This is a genomic window from Pseudomonas sivasensis, from assembly GCF_052938085.1.
In genome coordinates, this window is record NZ_CP176442.1 from 5,448,225 (window position 1) to 5,472,401 (window position 24,177).

23 protein-coding genes are annotated in these 24,177 nt (G+C 61.1%); 16 read left to right on the forward strand and 7 right to left on the reverse strand.

All coding sequences use genetic code 11. From position 1 onward, the window contains the following. Window positions 1-31: 31 nt before the first annotated feature. From ACKZ62_RS25240 to ACKZ62_RS25260, 5 genes are all read left to right on the forward strand, one after another. Entirely contained in the window at window positions 32-1,426 is a 1,395-nt protein-coding gene (locus ACKZ62_RS25240; RefSeq protein ID WP_447095987.1) for a uracil-xanthine permease family protein, read from the forward strand. Between the two features lie 87 nt (window positions 1,427-1,513). Continuing rightward, window positions 1,514-2,173 (forward strand): TetR/AcrR family transcriptional regulator, encoded by a 660-nt coding sequence (locus ACKZ62_RS25245; protein ID WP_032887099.1) that lies wholly within the window; start codon window positions 1,514-1,516, stop codon window positions 2,171-2,173. 12 nt (window positions 2,174-2,185) lie between these two features. Continuing rightward, complete coding sequence (locus tag ACKZ62_RS25250) at window positions 2,186-2,767, forward strand: IMPACT family protein (RefSeq protein WP_032887101.1); 582 nt, start codon at window positions 2,186-2,188, stop codon at window positions 2,765-2,767. A gap of 57 nt (window positions 2,768-2,824) precedes the next feature. Beyond that, window positions 2,825-3,511 carry an SDR family oxidoreductase gene (locus ACKZ62_RS25255; RefSeq protein ID WP_032887102.1) on the forward strand — a complete coding sequence of 229 codons (687 nt, stop codon included), beginning with the start codon at window positions 2,825-2,827 and terminating at the stop codon, window positions 3,509-3,511. Between the two features lie 144 nt (window positions 3,512-3,655). Beyond that, complete coding sequence (locus ACKZ62_RS25260) at window positions 3,656-5,014, forward strand: 8-oxoguanine deaminase (RefSeq protein WP_032887103.1); 1,359 nt, start codon at window positions 3,656-3,658, stop codon at window positions 5,012-5,014. A 76-nt stretch (window positions 5,015-5,090) separates the two neighbouring features. On the opposite strand, the gene ACKZ62_RS25265 is transcribed toward ACKZ62_RS25260, so the two are convergent. Beyond that, window positions 5,091-6,182 (reverse strand): calcium:cation antiporter, encoded by a 1,092-nt coding sequence (locus tag ACKZ62_RS25265; protein WP_032887104.1) that lies wholly within the window; start codon window positions 6,180-6,182, stop codon window positions 5,091-5,093. Window positions 6,183-6,376: 194 nt separating this feature from the next. Here ACKZ62_RS25265 and ACKZ62_RS25270 point away from each other — a divergent pair, with 194 nt between their 5' ends. Then, entirely contained in the window at window positions 6,377-7,330 is a 954-nt protein-coding gene (locus ACKZ62_RS25270) for an adenosine deaminase (RefSeq protein WP_032887105.1), read from the forward strand. Window positions 7,331-7,376: 46 nt separating this feature from the next. Here the strand turns inward: ACKZ62_RS25270 and ACKZ62_RS25275 are convergent, their stop codons facing one another. Then, window positions 7,377-8,063, reverse strand: coding sequence for an ArsR/SmtB family transcription factor (locus ACKZ62_RS25275; RefSeq protein WP_032887106.1), 687 nt, complete (start codon window positions 8,061-8,063; stop codon window positions 7,377-7,379). Between the two features lie 137 nt (window positions 8,064-8,200). Then, window positions 8,201-9,127 carry a transcription regulator VimR gene (locus tag ACKZ62_RS25280; protein WP_032887108.1) on the reverse strand — a complete coding sequence of 309 codons (927 nt, stop codon included), beginning with the start codon at window positions 9,125-9,127 and terminating at the stop codon, window positions 8,201-8,203. 116 nt (window positions 9,128-9,243) lie between these two features. On the opposite strand from ACKZ62_RS25280, the gene ACKZ62_RS25285 reads away from it, so the two are divergent. From ACKZ62_RS25285 to ACKZ62_RS25295, 3 genes are all read left to right on the forward strand, one after another. Next, the gene (locus ACKZ62_RS25285; RefSeq protein WP_032887109.1) at window positions 9,244-9,537 is read left to right on the forward strand and encodes a putative quinol monooxygenase; all 294 of its coding nucleotides are present in this window, start codon (window positions 9,244-9,246) and stop codon (window positions 9,535-9,537) included. 24 nt (window positions 9,538-9,561) lie between these two features. Next, on the forward strand, window positions 9,562-10,575 hold the full coding sequence (locus tag ACKZ62_RS25290; protein ID WP_260367338.1) for a zinc-binding alcohol dehydrogenase family protein: 1,014 nt from the start codon (window positions 9,562-9,564) through the stop codon (window positions 10,573-10,575). Window positions 10,576-10,722: 147 nt separating this feature from the next. Next, window positions 10,723-10,896 (forward strand): hypothetical protein, encoded by a 174-nt coding sequence (locus ACKZ62_RS25295; RefSeq protein ID WP_447095988.1) that lies wholly within the window; start codon window positions 10,723-10,725, stop codon window positions 10,894-10,896. Window positions 10,897-10,904: 8 nt separating this feature from the next. On the opposite strand, the gene ACKZ62_RS25300 is transcribed toward ACKZ62_RS25295, so the two are convergent. Beyond that, a complete protein-coding gene (locus ACKZ62_RS25300) occupies window positions 10,905-12,098 on the reverse strand; it encodes a multidrug effflux MFS transporter (RefSeq protein ID WP_032887112.1) in 1,194 nt (397 codons plus the stop codon). Window positions 12,099-12,182: 84 nt separating this feature from the next. After that, complete coding sequence (locus tag ACKZ62_RS25305) at window positions 12,183-12,380, reverse strand: heavy-metal-associated domain-containing protein (protein WP_447095989.1); 198 nt, start codon at window positions 12,378-12,380, stop codon at window positions 12,183-12,185. Between the two features lie 147 nt (window positions 12,381-12,527). Between ACKZ62_RS25305 and ACKZ62_RS25310 the strand changes: the two genes are divergently transcribed. The 3 genes from ACKZ62_RS25310 (at window position 12,528) to cueR (ending at window position 15,574) form a co-directional block, all read left to right on the forward strand. Next, window positions 12,528-12,908, forward strand: a complete 381-nt coding sequence (locus ACKZ62_RS25310; protein ID WP_032887115.1) for a hypothetical protein — start codon at window positions 12,528-12,530, stop codon at window positions 12,906-12,908. 66 nt (window positions 12,909-12,974) lie between these two features. Next, window positions 12,975-15,176 (forward strand): heavy metal translocating P-type ATPase, encoded by a 2,202-nt coding sequence (locus ACKZ62_RS25315; protein ID WP_447095990.1) that lies wholly within the window; start codon window positions 12,975-12,977, stop codon window positions 15,174-15,176. Continuing rightward, window positions 15,173-15,574, forward strand: a complete 402-nt coding sequence (cueR, locus tag ACKZ62_RS25320; protein WP_032887118.1) for a Cu(I)-responsive transcriptional regulator — start codon at window positions 15,173-15,175, stop codon at window positions 15,572-15,574. Before ACKZ62_RS25315 ends, cueR begins: the two co-directional genes overlap by 4 nt. Before the next feature lie 141 nt (window positions 15,575-15,715). Here the strand turns inward: cueR and ACKZ62_RS25325 are convergent, their stop codons facing one another. Together ACKZ62_RS25325 and ACKZ62_RS25330 are read right to left on the reverse strand one after the other, a co-directional pair. After that, window positions 15,716-16,615: a PA4780 family RIO1-like protein kinase gene (locus tag ACKZ62_RS25325; protein ID WP_032887119.1), complete on the reverse strand. Its 900-nt coding sequence runs from the start codon at window positions 16,613-16,615 to the stop codon at window positions 15,716-15,718. Between the two features lie 134 nt (window positions 16,616-16,749). After that, the gene (locus ACKZ62_RS25330; RefSeq protein WP_032887120.1) at window positions 16,750-18,027 is read right to left on the reverse strand and encodes an acetyl-CoA C-acetyltransferase; all 1,278 of its coding nucleotides are present in this window, start codon (window positions 18,025-18,027) and stop codon (window positions 16,750-16,752) included. 105 nt (window positions 18,028-18,132) lie between these two features. Between ACKZ62_RS25330 and ACKZ62_RS25335 the strand changes: the two genes are divergently transcribed. The 4 genes from ACKZ62_RS25335 to ACKZ62_RS25350 all read left to right on the forward strand — a co-directional run bounded on the left by ACKZ62_RS25335 (window position 18,133) and on the right by ACKZ62_RS25350 (window position 24,115). Continuing rightward, window positions 18,133-19,476 carry a 3-oxoacyl-ACP reductase gene (locus ACKZ62_RS25335; RefSeq protein ID WP_122764428.1) on the forward strand — a complete coding sequence of 448 codons (1,344 nt, stop codon included), beginning with the start codon at window positions 18,133-18,135 and terminating at the stop codon, window positions 19,474-19,476. 2 nt (window positions 19,477-19,478) lie between these two features. Then, window positions 19,479-20,327, forward strand: a complete 849-nt coding sequence (locus ACKZ62_RS25340) for a MaoC family dehydratase (protein WP_099602168.1) — start codon at window positions 19,479-19,481, stop codon at window positions 20,325-20,327. A 305-nt stretch (window positions 20,328-20,632) separates the two neighbouring features. Next, window positions 20,633-22,249, forward strand: coding sequence for a collagen-like triple helix repeat-containing protein (locus ACKZ62_RS25345; RefSeq protein ID WP_447095991.1), 1,617 nt, complete (start codon window positions 20,633-20,635; stop codon window positions 22,247-22,249). Window positions 22,250-22,432: 183 nt separating this feature from the next. After that, window positions 22,433-24,115, forward strand: coding sequence for a ShlB/FhaC/HecB family hemolysin secretion/activation protein (locus ACKZ62_RS25350; protein WP_447095992.1), 1,683 nt, complete (start codon window positions 22,433-22,435; stop codon window positions 24,113-24,115). The last annotated feature ends 62 nt before the right edge of the window (window positions 24,116-24,177 follow it).

Below are 24,177 nucleotides of genomic sequence, written 5' to 3' on the forward strand. Positions count from 1 at the left end.
AACTTGACCATCCGCCTTGAGTTAACCCGCCATGCCACCAGAATCCTCCACCCCCAGCGACCTGATCTACGGCCTCAACGACCGCCCCAAACCCGCCCCGGCATTTCTGGCCGCACTGCAGCACGTGCTGGCCGCTTTTGTCGGCATCATCACTCCGCCACTGATCATCGGCTCCACTCTGGGCCTGACCGCCCATTTGCCCTATCTGATCAGCATGGCGTTGATGGTGTCCGGTGTCGGCACATTCATCCAGGCGCGTAGGCCATTTGGGATAGGCGCCGGGATGATTTGCCTGCAAGGCACCAGCTTTGCCTTTCTCGGCGCGGTACTGTCGGCAGGCTTCGTGGTGAAACAACGCGGCGGCAGCCCGGAAGACATCATGGCGATGATCTTCGGCGTGTGCTTTTTCGGCGCGGCGGTGCAGATCGTGCTGAGCCGTTTTATCGGCCAACTGCGCCGAGTCATCACGCCTTTGGTGACAGGGATTGTCATCACGCTAATCGGCATCAGCCTGATCAAAGTCGGCATTACCGACCTCGGCGGTGGCTTCAACGCCCCTGACTTCGGCGCGCCCACCAATCTTGCATTGGGCCTGTTCGTGGTGCTGACGATCATTCTGCTCAACCGTTCCAACACGCCCTGGGTGCGGCTCTCGGCGATCATTATCGGCCTGGCCCTTGGCAGCCTGGCGGCGTGGTTCAGCGGCAAACTCGTGCCCCAAGCCCTGCCGGACTTACCTCTGGTGAGCCTGCCGATTCCGTTTCGCTTTGGGTTCAACTTCGACTGGAGCGCTTTCCTACCGATCGCGCTGATTTACCTGATCAGCAGCATCGAGACCGTCGGCGACCTCACCGCCAACTGCATGATCGCCCGCCAGCCCATCAGCGGCCCTTCTTATATAAGCCGACTCAAGGGAGGCGTACTGGGTGATGGCGTGAGTTGCATGATCGCGGCCACTTTCAGTGCCTTCCCCAACACCACCTTTGCTCAGAACAATGGCGTGATCCAACTCACTGGCGTGGCCAGCCGTTACGTTGGCTTATATATAGGCGTGGTGCTGTTTTGCCTCGGTTTGTTTCCGTTGATTGGTGCGGTGCTGCAGCAAATCCCCAAACCCGTATTGGGCGGCGCGACCCTGGTGATGTTCGGCAGTGTGGCCGCCGCTGGCGTGCGCATCCTCGCCCAGGCGCCGCTGGACCGACGCAGCATGCTGATCATCGCCACGTCGTTTGGTGTCGGCCTGGGCATCGCCGCCCAACCCAATCTGCTTCACCTGATGCCAACCCTGGTGCAGAACTTGTTCGACTCCGCCATCACCAGCGGCGGGCTGACCGCCATCGTACTGTGTCTGCTACTGCCGGAATCCAGGGCGATCGAAACTGCCGCAAACCAAGCGCCGGAAAGCGACACCTTGGAACCGCTTTAAGGGTTTTATTGCATCGGGACTTGTCTGAGGCTTGAGGGTGGGTTATCTGTGCACACGTCGTCTCTATCGATCAGCACGGTAATCTCCATGAGCCTCGAAGTTCCTGCCCACAGCAACCACGCCGGTAAGCCCGCCAGCCGCATTCGGCAAAAGAACGAACAAGCGATTCTCCAGGCTGCTGAAGATGAATTCGCGCGCCATGGCTACAAGGGCACCAGCATGAACACTATTGCTGCCAGCGCCGGATTGCCGAAGGCCAACTTGCACTACTACTTCACGAACAAGCTGGGCCTGTATATCGCCGTGCTCAGCAATATCCTCGAACTGTGGGACAGCACCTTCAACACGCTGACCGCCGAGGACGACCCTGCCGTGGCCCTCTCCCGCTACATCCGCACCAAGATGGAGTTTTCGCGACGCCAACCCCAGGCCTCGCGGATCTTCGCCATGGAGATCATCAGCGGCGGCGAATGCCTCACCGAATATTTCAGCCAGGATTACCGCACGTGGTTCAGTGGCCGGGCGGCAGTGTTCCAAGCCTGGATCGACGCCGGCAAGATGGACCCCATCGACCCCGTGCACCTGATCTTCCTGCTGTGGGGCAGCACCCAGCACTACGCAGACTTCGCCACCCAGATCTGCCGCGTCACCGGTCGCACCAAGCTGACCAAGCAAGATATGGAAGATGCCGGCACCAACCTGATCCACATCATTCTCAAAGGCTGCGGCATCAAGCCGAGCCTCTAGACGAAGTCACTTATGCCTTTCACGCTCACCGGCCTTTGCGAGTTTCGTGAAGAAATACGCAAAAGCCGCTTCATCACCCTCGCCGCCCCGATCACCAGCCCGCAGGACGCTCAGGCTTTTTTCGAGCAACACAGCGACCTGAACGCCACGCATAACTGCTGGGCCTGGAAGCTGGCCGACCAATACCGCAGCAGTGACGACGGCGAACCCGGTGGCACTGCCGGGCGGCCGATTCTCGCCGCCATCGAAGCCCAGGGTTTTGATCAAGTCGCGGTATTGGTGATTCGCTGGTACGGCGGCATCCAATTGGGCACCGGCGGCCTCGCCCGTGCCTATGGCGGCGGAGCGAACAAATGCCTGCAGAATGCCGAGCGTCTCGAACTGATCAGCCGCGTACCACTGAGTTGCGCCTGTGGATTCTCCGAGCTGAACTTGGTGAAGCTGCGCGTTGCTGAACTTGGCGGCCTAGTGGTGGAAGAAAACTTCACCGCCAACGGTGTGGAGTTGCAACTGGCACTGGGTGAGGCGCACATCGACACGCTCCAAGCCCAACTCGCCGACCTGAGCCGTGGGCGTATCCTGCTGCAACGCTGAAACTGTTACTGTTATTTGCTGAATCCCCCTGAACCGCGACTCTAAAGGAAGCTTTTCATGTCTACGCCAAAAACCGCACTGATCATCGGCGCCTCGCGCGGGCTGGGCCTTGGCCTGGTCAAGCAATTGCTCCAGGACGGCTGGGACGTGACCGCCACCGTGCGTGATCCGAGCAAGGCTGATGCCCTTAAAGCGGTGGGTCCGGTGCAGATCGAAAAACTGGACATGGACGATCAGCAAGCCGTGATCGCCCTGGCCCAGCGCCTCAAAGAGCGCACCTTCGACCTGCTGTTCGTCAACGCCGGCGTCAAGGGTCCGGCCAACCAGGAGCCCGGTCACGCCACTCTCGCGGAAGTCGGCCAGTTGTTTTTCACTAATGCCGTGGCGCCGATCAACCTGGCGCAGCGCTTTGTCGGGCAGATCCGCAAAGACAGCGGCGTGCTCGCATTCATGAGTTCGGTATTGGGCAGCGTAACGATCCCCGACGGCTCAGACCTGGCGCTGTACAAGGCCAGCAAGGCCGCGCTGAACTCCATGACCAACAGCTTCATCACTCAACTGGGCGACCACACACTCACTGTTCTGTCACTGCATCCGGGCTGGGTGAAGACCGACATGGGCGGCGAAAACGCGCACATCGATGTCGACACCAGCGTGCGCGGCCTGGTGGATCAGGTAAATGCCTACACCGGCAAAGGTGGTCACCACTTCGTGGACTACAAAGGCGACACCATCGCCTGGTAAGCGACGAGCAGCGTTATCGACTGATTGCCGTCGATAACGCTGCGCGCGTAGACTGCGCCCTCGCCCCAACCGGCGACCCTGGATCAGCAGACAGGGCAACACTGAGCTGGCAAACCTGAACCCATCATTCAGAGGAGCCGGCCAATGCCTGCGACCCGTATCTGGTTAAAAAACCCCCTCGCGATTTTCACTGCCAATGGCCTTGATGCCCGTGGCGGCCTGGTGCAGCAGGACGGTGTGATCACCGAAGTGCTGGGCTGGGGAAAAGAGCCCGCTGTGCCTTGTGGACAGGTGTTCGACGCACGCGAACACGTGATCCTGCCCGGCCTGATCAACACCCACCATCATTTTTACCAAACCCTCACCCGTGCCTGGGCGCCGGTGGTCAATCAGCCGTTGTTCCCCTGGCTGAAAACGCTGTACCCGGTGTGGGCGCGTCTGACGCCCGAGAAACTTGCTCTGGCCACCAAAGTCGCCTTGGCTGAATTGCTGCTCTCGGGCTGCACCACCGCCGCCGACCACCACTACCTGTTCCCCGACGGCCTGGAAAATGCCATCGACGTGCAAGTTGATACGGTGCGCGAATTAGGCATGCGCGCCATGCTTACCCGGGGCTCCATGAGCCTGGGCGAAGCCGACGGTGGCCTCCCGCCGCAACAGACCGTGCAACAAGGGCAGGTCATCCTCGACGACAGCCAGCGCCTGATCCGCGAATACCACCAACGCGGCGACGGCGCACAGATCCAGATTGCCCTGGCGCCTTGCTCACCGTTCTCCGTCACACCGGAAATCATGCGTGCCAGCGCCGAACTGGCCAACAGCCTAGACGTGCGCCTGCACACCCATCTGGCGGAAACCCTCGACGAAGAAGATTTCTGCCTGCAACGCTTCGGCCTGCGCACCGTGGATTACCTCGACAGCGTGGGCTGGCTCGGCCCACGCACTTGGCTGGCACATGGCATTCACTTCAACCCTGATGAGATCGCCCGCCTTGGCGCCGCCGGTACCGGTATCTGCCACTGCCCAAGCTCAAATATGCGCCTGGCGTCCGGCATCTGCCCTACCCTCGACTTGCTAGCCGCGGGCGCGCCCATCGGCCTGGGCGTGGACGGTTCCGCCTCCAATGATGCATCGAACATGATTCTCGAAGCACGACAGGCCCTGTACATCCAGCGTCTACGTTATGGCGCAGAAAAGATCACCCCCGAAGGCGTGCTCGGCTGGGCCACCAAAGGTTCGGCGCAGTTGCTGGGGCGTACGGATATCGGTGAATTGGCCGTGGGTAAACAGGCGGATCTGGCGCTGTTCAAACTTGATGAGCTGCGGTTCTCCGGTAGCCATGATCCGATTTCGGCGCTGCTGTTGTGTGGTGCGGATCGTGCGGATCGGGTGATGGTCGCGGGCAAATGGCGAGTGATCGACGGGCAGGTCGAGGGCCTGGATCTGAAACGTTTGATCGCCGATCACAGCCAGGCGGCGCGACGATTGATCGCAGGGACCTAAGTAAACACCGTTCAACATGCGGGAGGGGAACGTCGATTCGTCGCACCACCCCTCCCGCTTTTTATCTGCGGTGTTCTTACAATCCCAGCAGCGACAACATGATGAATGTCGCAAACAGCACAAAATGGGTCATCCCTTCGATAGCGTTGGTTTCGCCATCGTTGAGGTTGATCGCACTGACAATCAGCGTGATAAACACCATCACCGTTTGCACCGGCGTCATCGCCATCTGGAAAGGCTGGCCAGTGTAGAGCGCCATGGCCTCCATCACCGGCACCGTCAAAATCACCGTCGACAACGACGCTCCCAGTGCAATATTCACCACCGACTGCATGCGGTTGGCCAATGCGGCGCGCAAGGCCGTGAGAATTTCCGGCGCCGCCGAAATGGCTGCAACCACAATCGCCGTAATCACCGGGGGTGCGCCCGTGCCTTCCAGACCCAGGTCGAGGGTCTTGGACATCACCTCGGCCAACGCGCCAATCACAATCACGCCAAACACCAACGTGCCGATGGAGAACACCAGGTTCACCGGCGGCGTTTGCTCCTCTTCCGGCAGTTTTTTGCGGCGTTTTTCCGGATAGCTGTAACTGAAGAAATAACTGTGCGGTCCCACCTGCATGCGCAGGAACAAGGTGTAGAGCACCACCATCGCGCCAATGGTGAAGGCTGAGTAAATTTTCCAGTCAGCTTCGGGGATGAATTCCGGCACCACCATCGACACGCCCATGGCGGTGAGGATCATCACGCTGTAGGTGCGCGCCGAGTCGTCGTTATAGGACTGCTCGCCGTGCTTGATGCCGCCCATCAAGGCGGCCAGACCGAGGATGCCGTTGATATCCAGCATCACTGCCGAATAAATAGTGTCACGCACCAGGGTGGGCGATGGCTCATTACTCATCATGATCGCCAGGATCACCACTTCCACCAGCACGGCGGCCAGGGTAAGGATCATGGTGCCGTAGGGGTCGCCAACTTTCTCCGCCAGTTGCTCGGCGTGGTGGGCCACGCGCATCGACGCCACTACGATAAAACCAATCAGCGCCACGCCTGCCAACAGCGCGACTATTTGCCCGCTGTGCAGCATCCAGTGCTCCAGCGGGTAGGCGGCGATGGCGGCAATCAGCGCCAGTAGCATGAATTTTTCTTGCTTGAGGGAGGTGAGCATTCGGGGCCTTTTTCGTACAGCAAATCAGTCATTGATGGGGTACAGACTGCGCCACGCTGCTAACGTTTCGTTACACCTTAGTTCACAACCCTCTTGCGCGAATAAAACGAATACTCTCCTGCCGGTCAGGTTTTACCGATTATTTCGGCTATGCCCTGTAGAATGCCGCCATTGCACCTGATGAGAATTTAGACATGTACGATTGGCTCAACGCCCTGCCCAAGGCTGAACTGCACCTGCACCTGGAGGGCTCGCTGGAGCCTGAGCTGCTGTTCGCCCTGGCCGAGCGCAACAAGATTGCGCTGCCGTGGAACGACGTCGAAACCTTGCGCAAGGCCTACGCGTTCAACAACCTGCAAGAGTTTCTGGACCTGTATTACAAGGGCGCCGATGTGCTGCGCACGTCTCAGGACTTCTACGACCTGACCTGGGCCTACCTGCTGCGCTGCAAAGAGCAGAACGTGATCCACACCGAACCCTTCTTCGACCCGCAAACCCACACCGACCGTGGCGTGCCGTTCGAAGTCGTACTCAACGGTATCGCCGCAGCACTCAAAGATGGCGAGCAGCAACTGGGCATCACCAGCGGGCTGATCCTCAGCTTCCTGCGTCACCTGAGCGAAGACGAAGCACAAAAAACCCTCGACCAGGCGCTGCCGTTCCGTGATGCGTTCGTGGCCGTGGGCCTGGACAGCTCCGAAATGGGTCACCCGCCGAGCAAGTTCCAGCGCGTGTTCGACCGTGCCCGCCATGAAGGCTTCCTCACCGTTGCCCACGCCGGCGAAGAAGGCCCACCGGAGTACATCTGGGAAGCCATCGACCTGCTGAAAATCCAGCGAATCGACCATGGCGTGCGCGCCATCGAAGACGAACGCCTGATGCAGCGCATCATCGACGAGCAGATCCCACTCACCGTGTGCCCGCTGTCCAACACCAAGCTCTGCGTGTTCGACGACATGGCCCAGCACAACATCCTCGACATGCTTGAGCGTGGCGTGAAAGTGACCGTGAACTCCGATGACCCGGCCTACTTCGGCGGTTATGTCACCGAGAACTTCCACGCGCTGTACACCTCCTTGGGCATGACCCAGGACCAGGCCAAACGCCTGGCACAGAACAGCCTGGATGCGCGACTCGTAAAGCCCTGACGTGAGCGAATGTTGGAGTGAGCGCCTGTGACCACGGCGCCTGCTCCTACAGCGCGGCCAATCGGGCGATCTCTTCCAGCCCGACGTCGTTGACCACCACAGCCTGGGACTCGTTGACCAGGCTGATCCAGTTCGATTGCAGGAACAACTGAAACAACCCAGCACCCAGCGCGCCCCCGAGGTGTGGTTGCTGCTGGCTCCAGTCAAAACAATCGCACAGCAGCGGCATTGCCAATGCTTGGGTAAAAATGCCCAGGCCCGCCATTTGCTGCGCGCCCTTGAATGTGACGGCGAGCCGTTGCTCATGGCGCTCGATCCACCTCGCCGCCATCATTCGTTCATACAACTGCGCCGCCAGCTCGCCACCAAGATGACCATGACACAGCCGAGCACGGCGTAATGAGGGCGGCGCAACCAAGACCTGCGTTGAAACACCCGGCGCACTGCGTGTGGCACTGGCCAGGGTAGTACTGGCCAAGGCATGGATGGCGGCGCTGACATCGCCGTCTGCCAAGCGAAACAGTCGCTTGCCATACCGCGCTTCGGTTCGCAGCAAGCCGCTACTGGTCAGCCGCGCCAGATGTGCATTGGCCGAGGCCGACGGTAGACCGGTAAGTGCCGCCAGTTCCTTCGACGACTTCGCCGAGCCGTCCATCAAGGACCACAGCATGGCTGTGCGTTTTGGCTCAGCAAGCAAGCTGGCAATCTGACTAATGCATGGTGCTTCTTCCATCGATTCACTCCCTGTCGAATTACTTTTCTGATGCGGTAGGCGCCAGAGTATAAGTGCGCCAAGGGCGGGTTCCGTGGCGTCTGACAGCCAGAGTAGGGACGGGTTTTGAGTGAAATTTCCTTGCGTTACGGAGGCTATTACACGAGGTCCAATCGCTCCGACAATTGAGCCGTCAATGTCGCACAGCGAGCTACAAGCATTTCCCGCAGCAGGTTGATGGGTTTGCTCAACTGCGCGCGATGGGCACACAGCAGATTGAGCGGCGTGCGCTCGCCGCGCAGTTCCGGCAGGATCAGGCGCAGTCGTCCAGCCAGCACGTCGGTGCTCACATCCAGCCAGGATTTATAGGCAATGCCCATACCCGCCACGGCCCAGCGGCGCACCACATCGGCATCGTCGCTGAAGCGGTCGCCGCTGACCGTCAGGCTGACTTCGCGCTTGCCGTCGTGAAACGTCCAGTGGTCATGCACTCGGGTGCCGAGCATATACAGCAAGCAATTGTGCTGGGCCAATTGCTCCAAGTGTCGCGGCTCACCGTGGCGTGCGAGGTAACTGGGGGCTGCGCACAGCACACGAACGTTGCGCGGCGCGACGGGCAGTGCAATCAGGCTGGAGTCCTCGGGCTCACCATAACGCAGGGCAATGTCCACCGGCTGGCGGAACAGGTCGGCAATCCGGTCACCCAACAGCAGGCGTACGGCGAGCTGCGGATACTCACGCTGGAACTCGTCCAGCCACGGCAGCAGTTGGTTGCGGCCGAAATCCGAGGGCGCCGACAGTTGCAGCACACCGCTGACATGGTCCTGACCGCTGGCCAAAAGACGTCGCCCTTCATCAAGGGAGCTCAACGAGGCGCGGGCGTATTCCAGAAAGCCCTCGCCTTCGGCAGTCAGGCGCAGGCTGCGGGTGGAACGGGCCAGCAAGCGCGCGCCCAATTGTTGCTCGATACGCTTGAGCGCCGCGCTGGCCACGGCAGGCGACAGGTCCATCACCCGCGCCGCCGCCGACAAACTCCCCAAGTCCGCAGCGCGCACAAACAACTGCAAATCATCAAAACGCAGCATCCACCCACCCATTATCAAAATATTATTGAAACAGAGTGCTGTTTTAGCCGCTTTTATCTTCAGGGGAAATGACCAATCATCTATCCATCCCGTTCATTACGTGTCTGGAATTGAATATGCCCACAGCTTTTAACGTCATCGCCACGCTGATCGCCAAACCTGGCCAACAGGCCACCCTAGAAACCCTGCTGCGCGGCCTGCTGGAACCTACCCGCCTTGAAGCCGGTTGCGAGCAATACGACCTGCACCAAGACCTGCAACACCCCGAGACTTTCTACATGCTCGAACGCTGGAGCGATGACGCCGCACTGGCCGACCATGACCAAAGCGCACATATCCAAAGTTTTCGCGCCAAGGCCGCTGATGTACTCGAACACTTCGAACTCAAGCGCCTGAAGTTTCTCGCCTGATCACCGCCTTTTTCCGGAGCCCTCATGAAAGCCATTGCCTACTACGCATCACTGCCGATCACCGATGAAAAATCCCTGCAAGACATCGAATTGCCGGCGCCCGTCGCCGGCCCACGCGACCTGCTGGTGGAAGTCAAAGCCATCTCGGTGAACCCGGTGGACACCAAGGTGCGCCAGAACGTCGCCCCGGAAAACGGCGCCGCCAAAGTGCTGGGCTGGGACGTCGCCGGTGTGGTCAAGGCGGTCGGCAGTGACGTGAGCCTGTTCAAGGTCGGCGACAAGGTGTTCTACGCCGGCTCCTTGGTACGCCCAGGTGGCAACAGTGAACTGCACACTGTGGACGAGCGTATCGTCGGCCATATGCCCAAGAGCCTGAGCTTTGCCGAAGCCGCCGCGCTGCCGCTGACCGCCATCACCGCCTGGGAACTGCTATTCGAGCGCCTGCAGGTGCATGAAGGTAAAGAAGACGAAGGCCAGAGCCTGCTTATCGTTGGTGCCGCAGGTGGCGTGGGTTCGATCCTGACCCAACTGGCCAGCCAGCTCACCGGATTGAAAGTAATCGGCACCGCCTCGCGCCCGGAAACCCAGGAATGGACCAAGGCCCTCGGCGCCGACCTGGTGATCGACCACAGCCAACCGCTGAGTGAAGCGTTGAAACAAGCCGGCCACCCGCAGGTCACCCACGTCGCCAGCCTGACCCAAACCGAGCATCACCTGGACCAGTTGGTCGAAGCGCTGCAACCCCAAGGCAAGCTGGCACTGATCGACGACCCCAAGGCGTTGGACGTGAGCAAACTCAAGCGCAAGAGCCTGTCGCTGCATTGGGAGTTTATGTACACGCGCTCGATGTTCGAGACGCCGGACATGATTGAACAGCACAACCTACTCAATCGCGTGGCCGAGCTGATCGACGCCGGCACCTTGAAAACCACGGTGGGCGAGCACTTCGGCGTGATCAATGCGGCGAATCTGCGCCGGGCCCATGCACTGCTGGAAAGCGGCAAGGCCAAGGGCAAGATCGTGCTGGAAGGGTTCTAAAACAACGGCTGTCAGTGTTGTCCGTTATTCGTGTGAGTAATGGACGACACCGCTAGTCAGAGAGTTGATCTTTGTCATATTTGTGAGCGTATCCGGGGTTTATATTGGCCGCCTTTGCCACGATTCTTTTACGTGAGGAAGTCAGCAATGAAGATCCTGATAAAAGCGTTAGCAAAATCCCAGTGGGAGGTCCGTCTGGACCATAAAGCCATTACTTTCCACACTGAAGCCGAGGCGCGCGCCTTTGCCGATACCCTGCAAGCGCGTATCAAGGCGCCCCACCGTTTTCCAATCAGCCAGCAACACTCCGCCGCTGGCTGACCCGCCTCTCAGCCCTGCGCCTGCAAGGCTCTGGCCCGTTGCAGGCGTTGGGTCGACACGGCCACCGTCACCGCCAATACACCGCACAGGCTGATGACCATCGCCATTGGCATGGCCGTGCCATCGTGCAACACCCCCACCAGCGACGCCGCCCCCGCCGCCACACCGAACTGGATGCAGCCGAGCAATGCCGACGCACTGCCTGCCCGAGCGCCCTGCCCGCTCATGGCACACGCCGAGGTGTTGGGCAAAATGCAGCCCAGACTGGCGATGCAGATAAACAGCGGCACCAGCAATGGCCACAGCGCATCGGTGCGCAACGCCGTGATGCCCAGCAGCGTCAGACCCGCCAGCAGATACACCCACACCGAACGCGACAGCAAAAACGCCGGGCCACGCTTGGCCAGCAAGCGAGCGTTGAGCTGCGCCACCAGGATGAAGCCAGCGGCGTTGGAGCCGAATACCCAGCCGTAATGCTCAGCGGGCACGCCATACAGTTTGATAAACACGAACGGTGAACCCGCGATGTAGGCAAACATCCCGGCAATCGACAGCGCGCCGGTAAGGGCGTAACCGAGGTAAACCCGGTCGGACAACAGCCCAAAATAGCGGCGCAACGAGCCCGACAACGGCTGGCGTGGCTGATGGGCTGGAAAGGTTTCAGGCAAGCCGAATGCCACGGCGATAGCGGCCATCACACTGAAGATCGTCAATGCCAGGAAAATCGACTGCCAGCCCCACAACCCGACCATCACCCCGCCGGCCAGCGGCGCAAGAATCGGCGCCAGGCCGGTCACCAGCATCAATTGGGAAAACACCTTGGCCGAGCCCACGGCATCGCATTTGTCGCTGACCACCGCGCGGGAAATCACCATGCCCGCGCAGCCGCCAAGGGCCTGCACGAAGCGTGCGCCAATCAGCCAATCGAGGGAGGGCGCGTAGGCGCAGGCGAAGGACGCCAGGGTAAACAGGGTCACGCCGCTGAGCAGCGGCCCGCGCCGACCAAAACGGTCCGCCAGCGGGCCATAGATCAATTGGCCAATGGCCAGACCGGCGAAGTACACCGCCAGGGTCAGCTGGATGTGTTTTTCATCGGTGGCAAACGCTGTGGCCATCGCCGGGAAGCCCGGCAGGTAGAAATCGATCGCCAGCGGCGCAAAGGCGCTCAAGGCACCCAGAATCAGGATTATGCGAAGGTTCATCAGGCACCCAAGAGAGTCGGCAGCCCGACAGTCTAGCCGGGCCTGGATGCCTTGAACATAACGATAGCTCGCTAACTATTAAAATCAGGCGAGCTTGGCGCTGTAGCCTTCCTCGGTGATCAAGCTGATCACCTCTTCGGCAGACAAGCGGCTTTCCACGCCCACTTCCTTGGCGGCCAGGTCGACCTTCACACTGGCGCTTGAATCCTTACTCAGTACCGCCTGGGTCACCGCCCGGACGCAATGGCCGCAGGTCATTCCTTCAACGCTGAATACTTGCATGACATAACTCCTTTGATGAGGTTGAACCCAGTCTCGACCTTGCCACAATGGCAAGGTCAAGTTCTGAAAAAATCGGCCGGGCTGGTATTCGGCGGCACTGTCGGCCAAGCTTGAACCATCTTTGATTCACACCACGGAGCATTCGCCATGCGCTGGTCGTATTTTGCCCTTGCCGGCTTGATGAGTTTGTCTGCCGCTGCGCCCATGGCCAGTGCCGATCAAGACTATGCGGTGTTGATCATTTCCCGGGAACGCCTGGAAGTGCTGACCAATTGCGAGATCGGCCTGTACATCCAAGACCAGTTGGCCGGGCGCCTGTACCAGGAGCAGGCCACCTCGTTCAACCTGCCCGCCGGCAATGTGTCACTGCGCCTGAAGCTGCTGCCGGGCCAAGCTGCGGGCTGCCTGCCTGGCCTGCTCGCCCCGCCCGCGCAAAACATCACGCTCAAGGCCGGTGACGTACGCAAGTTACGGATCGCCCAGGGCCCGGATGGCATGTACCTCAAAGCGGCTGCATTGGATTACTGAAGGCGCTTGACCTTACCCACAGGTCAAGGTTGATGCTAGGGGCAACTTCTTCTGGAGGAATGCCCCATGAATGGATCCACCACCTTTGATCTGCCCATCAGCGGCATGACCTGCGCCAGCTGTGCCGGGCGTGTCGAGCGTGCGCTGAGCAAGGTGCCGGGGGTGCAAAGCGTCAGTGTCAACCTTGCCAACGAGCGCGCCCACGTCGAAGTGCAGGGCCAAATGGACCCCGCCGTGCTGATTGCGGCGGTCGACAAGGCCGGTTACAGCGCCAGCCTGCCTCAAAGCGAAATCGCCACCGATACCGATCATGCCCAGCGCCTGCACCGCGAGCGTTGGTCGCTGCTGCTGGCCATTGCGCTGGCATTGCCGTTGGTGCTGCCGATGCTGGTGGAGCCCTTTGGCCTGCACTGGATGCTCCCGCCCTGGGCGCAGTTCGCCCTCGCCACGCCCGTGCAATTCATTTTCGGTGCGCGCTTCTACATAGCCGCCTGGAAAGCCGTACGCGCCGGCGCCGGTAATATGGACCTGCTGGTCGCCATCGGCACCAGCGCCGGTTACGGCCTGAGCATTTATGAATGGCTCACCGCACATGCGGGTATGGCGCCGCACCTGTACTTCGAAGCTTCAGCGGTGGTAATTGCCTTGGTATTGCTGGGCAAATACCTGGAAAGCCGTGCTAAACGCCAGACTGCCAGCGCCATCCGTGCGCTGGAAGCCCTGCGCCCTGAACGTGCACTGCGTGTCCAGGATGGCCGTGAAGAAGACGTCGCCATCAGCGCGTTGAAGCTCGATGACCTGGTGTTGGTCAAACCCGGCGAGCGTTTCCCGGTGGACGGTGAAGTGACCGAAGGCCAAAGCCATGCCGACGAGGCGTTGATCAGCGGTGAAAGCCTGCCGGTGCCGAAACAACCCGGCGATAAAGTTACCGGCGGTGCCATCAACGGCGAAGGTCGTCTACTGGTACGCACCACCGCCCTTGGTGCCGAAAGTGTCCTGGCACGCATCATCCGCCTGGTGGAAGACGCCCAGGCCGCCAAGGCGCCGATTCAGAAACTGGTGGATAAAGTCAGCCAGGTCTTCGTCCCGACCGTGCTGGTACTGGCGGTGCTCACGCTGGTGGGATGGTGGCTGTACGGCGCGTCGCTGGAGACCGCGATTATCAACGCCGTGGCGGTGCTGGTGATCGCCTGCCCTTGCGCCCTTGGCCTGGCCACGCCGACTGCAATCATGGCCGGCACCGGTGTCGCCGCCCGCTACGGCATCCTGATCAAGGACGCCGAAGCGCTGGAGCGCGCCCACGCAGTGAGCGCCGTGGTCTTCGACAAGACGGGCACCCTCACCTCCGGCACGCCAAAAATCGCCCACTTGGTCGCGGTGGATGGCAATCAAGCCCTGCTGCTGCAACAGGCCGGCGCGCTGCAACGCGGCAGCGAACATCCCCTGGCAAAAGCCGTGTTGGATGCCTGCAGCGAACAAGGGCTGAAGGTGCCTGATGTAAGCGTCAGCCAATCCCTGACCGGGCGCGGCATTGCCGGCACCCTCGACGGTCGGCCACTGGCACTGGGCAATCGCCGTCTGCTGGAAGAAATCGGCTTGAGCGCGGGTGACTTGGCAGGTGTCGCCAGCGATTGGGAGTCCGAAGGCCGCACCCTGTCCTGGCTGATCGAACAGGGTCCACAACCGCGCGTACTCGGGTTGTTCGCCTTTGGCGACACCCTCAAACCCGGTGCGCTGGAAGCCGTTGAGCAACTCAAGGCCCAGCACATCAGCAGCCACTTGCTCACCGGCGACAACCGCGGCAGCGCCCGCGTGGTGGCGCACGCACTGGGCATAGAAGATGTTCACGCTGAAGTGCTGCCCGCCGATAAAGCCGCCACCGTCGCCGAGCTGAAAAAAACCGACGTGGTGGCGATGGTCGGCGACGGCATCAACGACGCCCCGGCCCTGGCGGCGGCCGATATCGGCATCGCCATGGGCGGCGGCACCGACGTGGCCATGCATGCTGCCGGTATCACCCTGATGCGCGGCGACCCACGCCTGGTGCCGGCCGCTCTGGAGATCAGCCGCAAGACCTACGCAAAAATCCGCCAGAACCTGTTCTGGGCGTTTGTGTATAACTTGATCGGTATTCCCCTGGCCGCATTCGGCCTGCTCAACCCGGTGCTGGCGGGCGCGGCTATGGCCTTGTCCAGCGTCAGCGTGGTGAGCAATGCACTGTTGTTGAAAACCTGGAAACCCACTGACCTGAAGGATCAACGCCCATGAACATCGGCCAAGCCGCACGCCAAAGCGGGCTGAGCGCCAAGATGATTCGCTACTACGAATCCATCGGCCTGCTCAAAGCCGCCCACCGCACCGACAGTGGCTACCGTGTGTACGGCCCGGACGACTTGCACACATTGGCGTTTATCAAACGCTCGCGGGATCTGGGGTTTTCATTGGAAGAGGTCGGCAAGCTGCTGACCCTGTGGCAGGACCGGCAACGGGCCAGCGCCGACGTGAAAGCCCTGGCGCGCCAGCATATCGAGGCGTTGAACCAGAAGATTCTGGAACTGGGGCAGTTGCGGGATACGTTGCAAGATCTGGTGGAGCACTGCCAGGGCGATCATCGGCCGGATTGTCCGATTCTCAAGGAGTTGGCGTCGGGAAGCTGCTGCGCGTGAGGCTCTAACTGACTAACTACAAAACCAATGTGGGAGGGGGCTTGCTCCCGATGGCGGTGTGTCAGTCTCAATATCTGTAACTGACACACCGCTATCGGGAGCAAGCCCCCTCCCACATTTTGATCTTCATTTACCCGAAGATCATTGCATCCAAGGCGGCGGTGGCGGTTCTTCGGACGCTTTGCTCGGCGGAGCATCATCTGCCGCCCGAATCGCTTGCTTGCGCTCTTCATCCAGCCGCGCCGCTTCGATCTCGCGAATCACACCGCCCACATCCGCCAACTCTTCCGGCTCGTCGAACTCGCCGGTCAAGACGCTGGCCGGGTGCAAGGTACCGGCTTCGTACAGCGCCCACATTTCCTTGGCGTACTTGGTCTTCTTCAACTCCGGGGCAAAACGCCCGAAGTAGGAGGCCATGTTGCCCACATCCCGTTCCAGCATGTTGAACGCGTGGTTGTTGCCCGCCGCATCCACCGCCTGGGGCAGGTCAATAATCACCGGGCCCGTGGGGGTAAGCAGTACGTTGAACTCGGACAAGTCACCGTGCACCAGGCCGGTACACAGCATCAGCACGATCTGGGAAATCAGGAAGGCGTGGTATTCGCGCGCCTGGTCCGGCTCCAGTGTCACGTCATTCAGACGTGGCGCCGCATCGCCGTACTCGTCGGCCACCAGCTCCATCAACAGCACGCCTTCGAGGAAGTCGTAGGGCTTGGGCACGCGAACGCCCGCGCCGGCCAGGCGGAACAATGCCGCCACTTCGGCGTTCTGCCAGGCATCTTCGGTTTCTTTCTTACCGAACTTGGAGCCCTTAGCCATGGCCCGGGCCTGACGGCTGTTTCGGACCTTACGGCCTTCCTGGTATTCGGATGCCTGACGAAAACTTCGTTTGTTCGCCTCCTTGTAAACCTTGGCGCAACGCAATTCGTTGCCGCAGCGCACCACATAAACAGCTGCTTCTTTACCACTCATGAGAGGGCGCAGCACTTCGTCGACCAGACCGTCTTCGATCAGGGGTTCAATGCGTTTAGGAGTCTTCATCAGCTTTTATTGTGGGTCCTTTATTACCAAATACGCGTATGGCACTCGTTATACGGCAATCGGCTCGCCGGTGGGAGGGGCTACCGATCTTTGACCACTCAAGAATGCATCCTATATGCCAGTTTCGGCTGCAATCAACGCTCAATGATCGCCGTCACCCCTTGACCGCCCGCCGCGCAGATCGAAATCAGTCCTCGGCCCTTGCCCGCCGCATCCAGCAACTTAGCCAGGTTGGCGACGATACGCCCGCCGGTGGCGGCAAATGGGTGCCCGGCGGCCAGGGAGCTGCCCTTCACATTCAACCGGCTGCGGTCGATGGCGCCCAACGGCGCGTCCAGCCCCAGGCGGGTCTTGCAGTAATCCGCATCTTCCCAGGCTTTTAGCGTGCACAACACCTGGGCCGCGAATGCTTCATGGATCTCGTAATAATCGAAGTCCTGCAGCGTCAGGCCATTCCTCGCCAACAGACGCGGCACCGCATACACCGGAGCCATCAACAGGCCTTCGGCGCCGTTGACGAAATCCACCGCCGCCGCTTCGCCATCGCGCAGATACGCCAGGATCGGCAGCCCCCGCTCCTTCGCCCAAGCCTCACTGCCCAGCAGCACAAGAGATGCACCATCGGTGAGCGGTGTGGAGTTGCCGGCGGTGAGCGTGCCCTTTTCGCTGCGCTCAAAGGCGGGCTTGAGGGCGGCGAGTTTTTCCAGAGTAAGGTCGGGACGCAGGTTGTTGTCGCGGGTCAGGCCCAGAAACGGGGTGAGCAGATCGTTGTGCCAGCCTTCGGCATAGGCGGCCGCCATTTTCTGGTGGCTCTCCAGCGCAAGCTGGTCTTGCTCGGCCCGGGGGATCTGCCAGGTCTGCGCCATCAACTCACAGTGCTGGCCCATGGACAAACCGGTACGCGGCTCGCCATTGCGCGGCAGTTCTGGTTTGAGGTGATGGGGACGAAGTTGTAACAGGACTTTTAATTTATCCGCCATGGATTTGCTGCGGTTGGCTTGCAGCAGGATCTTGCGCAGCCCTTCATTCACCCCAATCGGTGCGTCTGACGTGGTGTCCACCCCGCCGGCGATGCCGCATTCGATCTGGCCCAAGGCAATCTTGTTGGCCACCAGCAATGCCGCCTCCAGCCCGGTGCCGCAGGCCTGCTGGATGTCATAGGCCGGGGTCTGCGGTGACAGGCGCGAGCCCAGCACGCATTCGCGGGTCAGGTTGAAGTCGCGCGAATGCTTGAGCACCGCGCCGGCGGCCACCTCGCCCATGCGCAGGCCGTGCAGGTTGTAGCGTTCGATCAAGCCTTCCAAGGCGGCGGTCAGCATCGCCTGGTTGCTCGCCGTGGCGTAGGGGCCATTGGAACGGGCGAAAGGAATGCGGTTACCGCCAATGATCGCTACACGGCGCAATTGAGTCATGGAAAGCTCCCTCTGTCTGTTATGGGCTTGATCACTGAGCCTAGTCGAACGACTGCTACCCTGGGATGGTCAACCCTTTGAACCCCAGCCTTCGGAGAGCGTTCCATGTCTGACCGTTATATCGACTTCGCCAACTCAAGCCTCGGCCATCGCCTGGTCGCCGCCCTTGGCCTGCCGTCACCGGTACGCCTGGAACGCTGGCAAGCCGGACGCCTACGCCCGGTAGACGGTGCACTGCTGCTGGGCGGTGGAGCCCTGACACGCAAGGTGCAGGCATTTGCCAACAAACTCACCGACGCGATTTATACCTACGGCGCCGAGTCATCGACGTGGATTCCCGGGCACGGCCCCAAGCTCAAGGCAGTGGTGTTCGATGCCAGCGAGCTGCAACACACCGACCAGCTCAAGCAACTGCGCGAGTTCTTCCAGCCCCTGCTGAAAAACCTCGATAACAGCGCCCACCTGGTGATCCTCGGCCGCGCCCCGGAAAGTCTCAGCGACCCGTTTGCCGCCAGCGCCCAGCGGGCCTTGGAAGGGTTCAGCCGCTCCTTGGCCAAGGAACTGCGCAACGGCGGTGTGTTGCAATTGCTCTACGTCGGCGAAGGTGCCGAAGACCAGCTGGAAGGCGCGCTGCGTTTCTTCCTCTCACCGAAAAGCGCCTACATTTCCGGCCAGGTGATTCGCCTGGAGGCTTGCGCCACGCCCGTTGAGGACTGGACCCGCCCACTGGCCGGGCGCAAGGCGCTGGTCACGGGTGCGGCGCGTGGCATCGGCGCGTCTATCGCTGAAACCCTGACCCGCGATGGCGCTGAGGTCATTCTCCTTGACGTCCCCCAGGCCAAGGCCGACCTCGAAGCCCTGGCGGCGCGCTTGGGTGCTCGCACGGTGGTGCTGGATATCTGCGCCGAAGACGCCGCCAGCCAGTTGATCGAACACCTGCCCGATGGCCTCGATATTCTGGTGCATAACGCCGGTATCACCCGTGACAAAACCCTTGCCAACATGACCCCGGAATACTGGGATGCGGTGCTCGCGGTCAATCTCAATGCACCGCAGGTACTGACCAAAGCGCTGCTCGACAGCGGCAGCCTGCACGACAACGCCCGCGTGGTGGTGCTGGCGTCCATCAGCGGCATCGCCGGTAACCGTGGGCAAACCAACTATGCCGCGAGTAAGGCGGGTTTGATCGGCCTGGTGCAGGCGTGGGCACCGTTGCTCAAGGAGCGCGGGATCAGCATCAATGCCGTGGCGCCAGGCTTTATCGAAACCCAGATGACCGCACACATCCCGTTCGCCCTGCGTGAAGCCGGGCGCCGCATGAGCTCCCTGGGCCAAGGCGGTTTGCCGCAGGACGTCGCCGAAGCTGTGGCCTGGCTGGGCCAGCCCGGTTCCGGCGCGGTCAGCGGGCAAGCATTGCGGGTGTGCGGGCAAAGTCTATTGGGAGCGTGAGCATGGAATGGCAGACCTTAGGCAATACCCCGTTTCTGCCGCCGTTGTATTGGCGAGCGGCGCTCAAGCGCAAGATTACCGGCAGCACACTGCCTGAACAGGGGCTGCGCTGCCGGGTCAGCGTCAACCCCAAGGACGTCGCGGCGTATCGCAAGGTCTGCGGTTTTGCCGACAGCCCGATCCTACCGGCGACCTACCCACACATCCTGGCGTTTGGATTACAAATGCAGCTGCTCACGGCCAAGGCATTTCCCTTCCCGTTGCTGGGGTTGATCCACCTGAGCAATTGCATTCGAATCCATCGCCCATTGGGCGGGGTAAACGAACTCTTCATAAGCGTGCACGCGCAAAACCTCCAACCTCACGCCAAGGGCGCAACCTTTGAGGTGGTAACCACCGTCGAAGATTCTCTCGGAGTGCTGTGGGAAGCCGAGAGCCGAATGCTCTGCCGAGGCGTAAAACTCGAAGGCGAAGCTGCCGATGACACCCAGCCCACACCTGCACACATCAGCGAACTGACCCGCTGGAAGGCCCCTTCGGATATCGGCCGTCGCTATGCGAGGGTCTCCGGCGACTACAACCCGATTCACCTGAGTGCCCCGACTGCCAAGTTGTTTGGCTTCCCCCAGGCCATCGCCCACGGACTGTGGAACAAGGCCCGCACACTGGCCGCACTCGGTGAGCACCTGCCCGCTGCCAATGTAGAAATCGAAGTGGTATTCAAAAAACCGGTGCGCCTGCCCAGCGAAGTGACTTTGCACAGCAGCACCGCCGGTTCCAGTGGCGAATTACTGTTGAAGGGCGCGGGAGATATTGAACATATGGTGGGGAAATGGCGGCCAATCGCATAACAAAACCTGCTTAATTGTATATATACGCCATAAGTAATAGCGGACTTGAAAAAGTCCGCTATTTGTTTATCTAAGCGACTGATTCAATAGACATATACATCTTGATACGCCCTCCCCTTATACCCTTACGACTAGTCATTAAGCACACACTTCACGCCCTCTATATAAATCGTTAATACCAAGTTGAGCCTTGAGGGAACACGCACCCGGGTCTGTTATAGACCTACGGACAAACGCATCGCTATCCCAAGAAATAACGAGCGTTTGAAGACAACTAAGGTTGTACGGGTGCAAGGAATTCAATCATGAAAACTCAAGTAGTGTTTTGGAAAGCAAGTACCGCGTTGGCCCTGGCAATAGCAATGACACTCGGTGGCTGCAGCAGCGGTGGTGGCGGGCATCACAGTAGCGGCTCCTCCTCTTCGGATACTGCCGGAACCGGTGGAGGTACTGGCGGAGGTACCGGTGGCGGCACTGGTGGCGGTACCGGTGGAGGTACTGGTGGCGGCACCGGTGGCGGCACTGGTGGCGGCACTGGTGGAGGCACTGGTGGAGGCACTGGTGGAGGCACTGGTGGAGGCACCGGTGGAGGCACTGGTGGCGGCACCACCACGCCACTGGTCACCGCGACCGTCGTCGACACGCTGGGCAACACCGTGACCGGCGTGGGCGGCACCGTCAGCAGTCTCGGCACCACCCTCGGCAGCTTGCCGATTGTTGGCGCGACCACCCAAGGTCTGGTGGTGGCCACCGGCACTGCGGTCGGCAGCATCGGCAACGGCCTGTCGGATGGGCTCGGCTCGTTGGGCACTGACAGCAATGCACTGGGCAACACCCTCGACGGCGTAGGCCAAGGTGTTTCCGATCTGGGCGATGGCGTCAGCACCACCGGCGCTAACGTGCGCACGCTGCTGGGTAAAGTGCCCGTGGTCAGCGCAACTGCGCCAGTGGTGGGCGGCGCGGTCGACAAAGTCGGCAACGTGGTGACCATGCTCGGCGATACCCTGAGCACCGCCAGCACCACCGGCCCGCTGGGCAATGTGACCAATGCCGTGGGCGCCCGAGTGCTGGTGCCGGTCGTCTCGCTGGTGGAAAAAACCACCGGCAAAGTTGGCAACGCAACGGGCCTGGACAGCCCGGTCGGCGGCCTGCTGGATAAAGTCGGCAGCACCGTCGATGGCCTCGGCGATAAAGTCGCCGGCGCTGGCGGCACCGGTAACCCTGTGACCGGCGCCGTGGGTAACCTGCTCAATGGCGTCGGCACCGTGGTCGGCACCGCAAGCGGCTATGTCGACCCAGCCACCGGCACAGGCAACGGCGGCGGTAGCGGCAGTGGCAGTGGCATCAAACTCGGTCTGCCGGAACTGATCGGTGGTGTCATCGCCGGCGCCGGCAACGGCCTCAACGCCGGCAATACCAATGGCGTGGTGAGCGCTGCTGGCGTCACCGGCGCCAGCGCCGGCGGCACGGTGGCATCTCTGGGCACCTTGCTGGGCGGCAGCGGCACTCCAAACACCGCCGCGGGCGCTCCGATCATGGCGGTGACCACCAACCTCGGCAGCGCACTTAACCCTGCCACCAGTGGCATCGCCAGCCTGACCCAAAACGTCGGCAACGCCACCGGCCTGGGCGCCCCAGTCAATGGACTGGTGACTAACGTCGGCGGCGCCGTCAACAGCCTGGGCGGCAAAATCAGCGGCGCCAATGCCAACCCGGTCACCAACGCCCTGGGCGGTACCGTGAGCGCTGTCGGCGGCACCGTGGCGTCGGTGGGTGGCCTGGTCACCGGCGGTACCAGCGGCGGTGGGTTGCTCGGCGGCGGCTTGAACCTGGGCGGCAGCGCATCTGCCGGCGCCAGTGCCGGGGCCAGCACCAGCGGTGGCCTGGGGGGGTTGCTCGGTGGCATCACCGGCAAAAAATAGAATTGCACCTGGCCGATTAGACGGCCTCACCTACAGCGCCTACGCTTGGTTGAGACGAGAGATCTAATAAATCTCTCGTCTTTTTTTAGGGCCACTGAACGGCCCCTGAAAAACACCCGAACCGCGCCTTCAGAGCCCGGCGGGCACCTGCGAAACGCTGCTGCTTTGACCATGGAGTGTCCTATGCGCGCTTTGACACCGTTGTTATTGCTCACCCTCAGTGCTTACGCCCACGCCGATACCCTGCCCAGCTTCCTCAATAGCAACGACACCATCCGCAACCTGCCGGTGCCCAATCTGCCCGCCGATGCCTACCGCCCGAACACCCCGCAAACGCAGCTGCCCACCCCTGCGGCGAGTGAGGCGCAACCGTTACTGATGGACACCAAGGTGACCATTCGCAAACTGCAGATCGACGGCGGCACGGTCTACCCGCTCAACGACGTTGCCCTGGCGTTCGAGCCCTTGATCGGCCACGAAACCAACCTGGCCCAATTGATCGAGGCGACACGCAGCATCACCCGGCGCTACCAGGCAGACGGCTACCTGCTGTCCTATGCGTTCCTGCCGGAGCAACGCTTCGATGACGGCCTGGTGCACGTCATTCTGGTGGAGGGTTATATCCGCGATTACCAAGTACAAGGCGATATTGGCTCAGTGTCGTCCTACGTCGAAAAGCTCGCCGACAAACTCAAGGCCGAGCGCCCACTGACCCGTAAAACCTTCGAGCGCTACACCACACTCATGGGCGCGATCCCCGGCGTCACCTTGCAAGCGCAAGTGCCGCCACCTGGCACCACCGACGGCGGCACCCACATGCAGATCACTGCCAGCCGCAAGCCTTTCACCACCAGCATGAGCCTCAACCAAGCCAGTCGTGGCGGCACGCAAGCCTTGTTAACCGCCACCAGCAATTCCCAGACCGCCATGGGTGAACAACTGAGCGTGAGCGGCCTGTTCCCACCGGGCGACGACAAAGAACACTACTACCGCGCCGCCTACAGCCAATTCGTCAATGCCGAGGGCACCCAACTGGTGCTATCCGGTGAACGCTATCGCGCCGACCCCGGCACCAACTTGCAACTGGGCGGCGGCTTCGAACTCAAGCCCCATCAGGCAATCGACCGATTCTCCATTGGCCTGAGCCACCCGCTGATCGCCTCGCCCACCGAGTCGTTGACCCTGGGCACGCGGTTCTATGGGGTCGACCAGAAAACCCGCTATCAACTGGTGGGATTCCCCCAGCGCTTTGACATCGAAACCAACCTGCGCGCCGTGGCGTTCGAAGGCGACTGGCGCAAGGCCGACACCGACCAACTGCGCATCCTCAGCGCGGGGCTGTACCAAGGCATCGACGGCATGGGCGCCAAGACACGCAGCGACCTCGAAGGCCTCAAACCTGACTTGGACTTCTTCCGCCTGCGCCTGTCGGGCGTGCAAAGCAACAAGCTGTTCGGCAACGTTCAGGGCGTGCTGTCAGGAGCGCTTTATTGGAGTGACGACACCTTGCCCGACAGCGAGCGCGCCACCTTCGGCGGGCAGAACTTCGGTCGTGGCTACCCCGATGATCAAGGCTCGGGCGACAAGGGCTGGGGCATGGCCTATGAGGTCAACTACAGCTACAACCGTGCCGGCGAGTGGGTGAGAATCCTGCAACCCTACATCGTGTTCGACCGTGCCAAGACCTGGTTCAACGACCAGCCCATCAAAGGCAACAACCTGTCTTCAGCCGCCGTGGGCCTGCGCTTTGGCGACGCGAAGTATTACAACATCGCGCTCGAAGCGGCCAAGCCGATGTCGGACGAGGCCCTCGACAGCCTCAACCGCCAGCCGCGGTATACGTTGAGTTTCAGCTATCAACTCTGACAAGGCCTACAGCGCTCAGTTTAGGCTGAGCGGGGTTCTGCGGCAGACGAGCTTGCTGTGGT

What these genes read in the sequence shown, in the direction of transcription:
- ACKZ62_RS25295 (WP_447095988.1), top strand. Translation starts at nt 10,723, where the DNA reads ATGAAGATCCTGATAAAAGCGTTAGCAAAATCCCAGTGGGAGGTCCGT.
- ACKZ62_RS25340 (WP_099602168.1), top strand. Translation starts at nt 19,479, where the DNA reads ATGGAATGGCAGACCTTAGGCAATACCCCGTTTCTGCCGCCGTTGTAT.
- ACKZ62_RS25315 (WP_447095990.1), top strand. Translation starts at nt 12,975, where the DNA reads ATGAATGGATCCACCACCTTTGATCTGCCCATCAGCGGCATGACCTGC.
- ACKZ62_RS25240 (WP_447095987.1), top strand. Translation starts at nt 32, where the DNA reads ATGCCACCAGAATCCTCCACCCCCAGCGACCTGATCTACGGCCTCAAC.
- ACKZ62_RS25245 (WP_032887099.1), top strand. Translation starts at nt 1,514, where the DNA reads ATGAGCCTCGAAGTTCCTGCCCACAGCAACCACGCCGGTAAGCCCGCC.
- ACKZ62_RS25305 (WP_447095989.1), bottom strand. Translation starts at nt 12,380, where the DNA reads ATGCAAGTATTCAGCGTTGAAGGAATGACCTGCGGCCATTGCGTCCGG.
- ACKZ62_RS25275 (WP_032887106.1), bottom strand. Translation starts at nt 8,063, where the DNA reads ATGGAAGAAGCACCATGCATTAGTCAGATTGCCAGCTTGCTTGCTGAG.
- ACKZ62_RS25280 (WP_032887108.1), bottom strand. Translation starts at nt 9,127, where the DNA reads ATGCTGCGTTTTGATGATTTGCAGTTGTTTGTGCGCGCTGCGGACTTG.
- ACKZ62_RS25300 (WP_032887112.1), bottom strand. Translation starts at nt 12,098, where the DNA reads ATGAACCTTCGCATAATCCTGATTCTGGGTGCCTTGAGCGCCTTTGCG.
- ACKZ62_RS25250 (WP_032887101.1), top strand. Translation starts at nt 2,186, where the DNA reads ATGCCTTTCACGCTCACCGGCCTTTGCGAGTTTCGTGAAGAAATACGC.
- ACKZ62_RS25350 (WP_447095992.1), top strand. Translation starts at nt 22,433, where the DNA reads ATGCGCGCTTTGACACCGTTGTTATTGCTCACCCTCAGTGCTTACGCC.
- ACKZ62_RS25345 (WP_447095991.1), top strand. Translation starts at nt 20,633, where the DNA reads ATGAAAACTCAAGTAGTGTTTTGGAAAGCAAGTACCGCGTTGGCCCTG.
- ACKZ62_RS25330 (WP_032887120.1), bottom strand. Translation starts at nt 18,027, where the DNA reads ATGACTCAATTGCGCCGTGTAGCGATCATTGGCGGTAACCGCATTCCT.
- ACKZ62_RS25260 (WP_032887103.1), top strand. Translation starts at nt 3,656, where the DNA reads ATGCCTGCGACCCGTATCTGGTTAAAAAACCCCCTCGCGATTTTCACT.
- ACKZ62_RS25325 (WP_032887119.1), bottom strand. Translation starts at nt 16,615, where the DNA reads ATGAAGACTCCTAAACGCATTGAACCCCTGATCGAAGACGGTCTGGTC.
- ACKZ62_RS25335 (WP_122764428.1), top strand. Translation starts at nt 18,133, where the DNA reads ATGTCTGACCGTTATATCGACTTCGCCAACTCAAGCCTCGGCCATCGC.
- ACKZ62_RS25310 (WP_032887115.1), top strand. Translation starts at nt 12,528, where the DNA reads ATGCGCTGGTCGTATTTTGCCCTTGCCGGCTTGATGAGTTTGTCTGCC.
- ACKZ62_RS25265 (WP_032887104.1), bottom strand. Translation starts at nt 6,182, where the DNA reads ATGCTCACCTCCCTCAAGCAAGAAAAATTCATGCTACTGGCGCTGATT.
- ACKZ62_RS25285 (WP_032887109.1), top strand. Translation starts at nt 9,244, where the DNA reads ATGCCCACAGCTTTTAACGTCATCGCCACGCTGATCGCCAAACCTGGC.
- ACKZ62_RS25290 (WP_260367338.1), top strand. Translation starts at nt 9,562, where the DNA reads ATGAAAGCCATTGCCTACTACGCATCACTGCCGATCACCGATGAAAAA.
- ACKZ62_RS25270 (WP_032887105.1), top strand. Translation starts at nt 6,377, where the DNA reads ATGTACGATTGGCTCAACGCCCTGCCCAAGGCTGAACTGCACCTGCAC.
- ACKZ62_RS25255 (WP_032887102.1), top strand. Translation starts at nt 2,825, where the DNA reads ATGTCTACGCCAAAAACCGCACTGATCATCGGCGCCTCGCGCGGGCTG.
- cueR (WP_032887118.1), top strand. Translation starts at nt 15,173, where the DNA reads ATGAACATCGGCCAAGCCGCACGCCAAAGCGGGCTGAGCGCCAAGATG.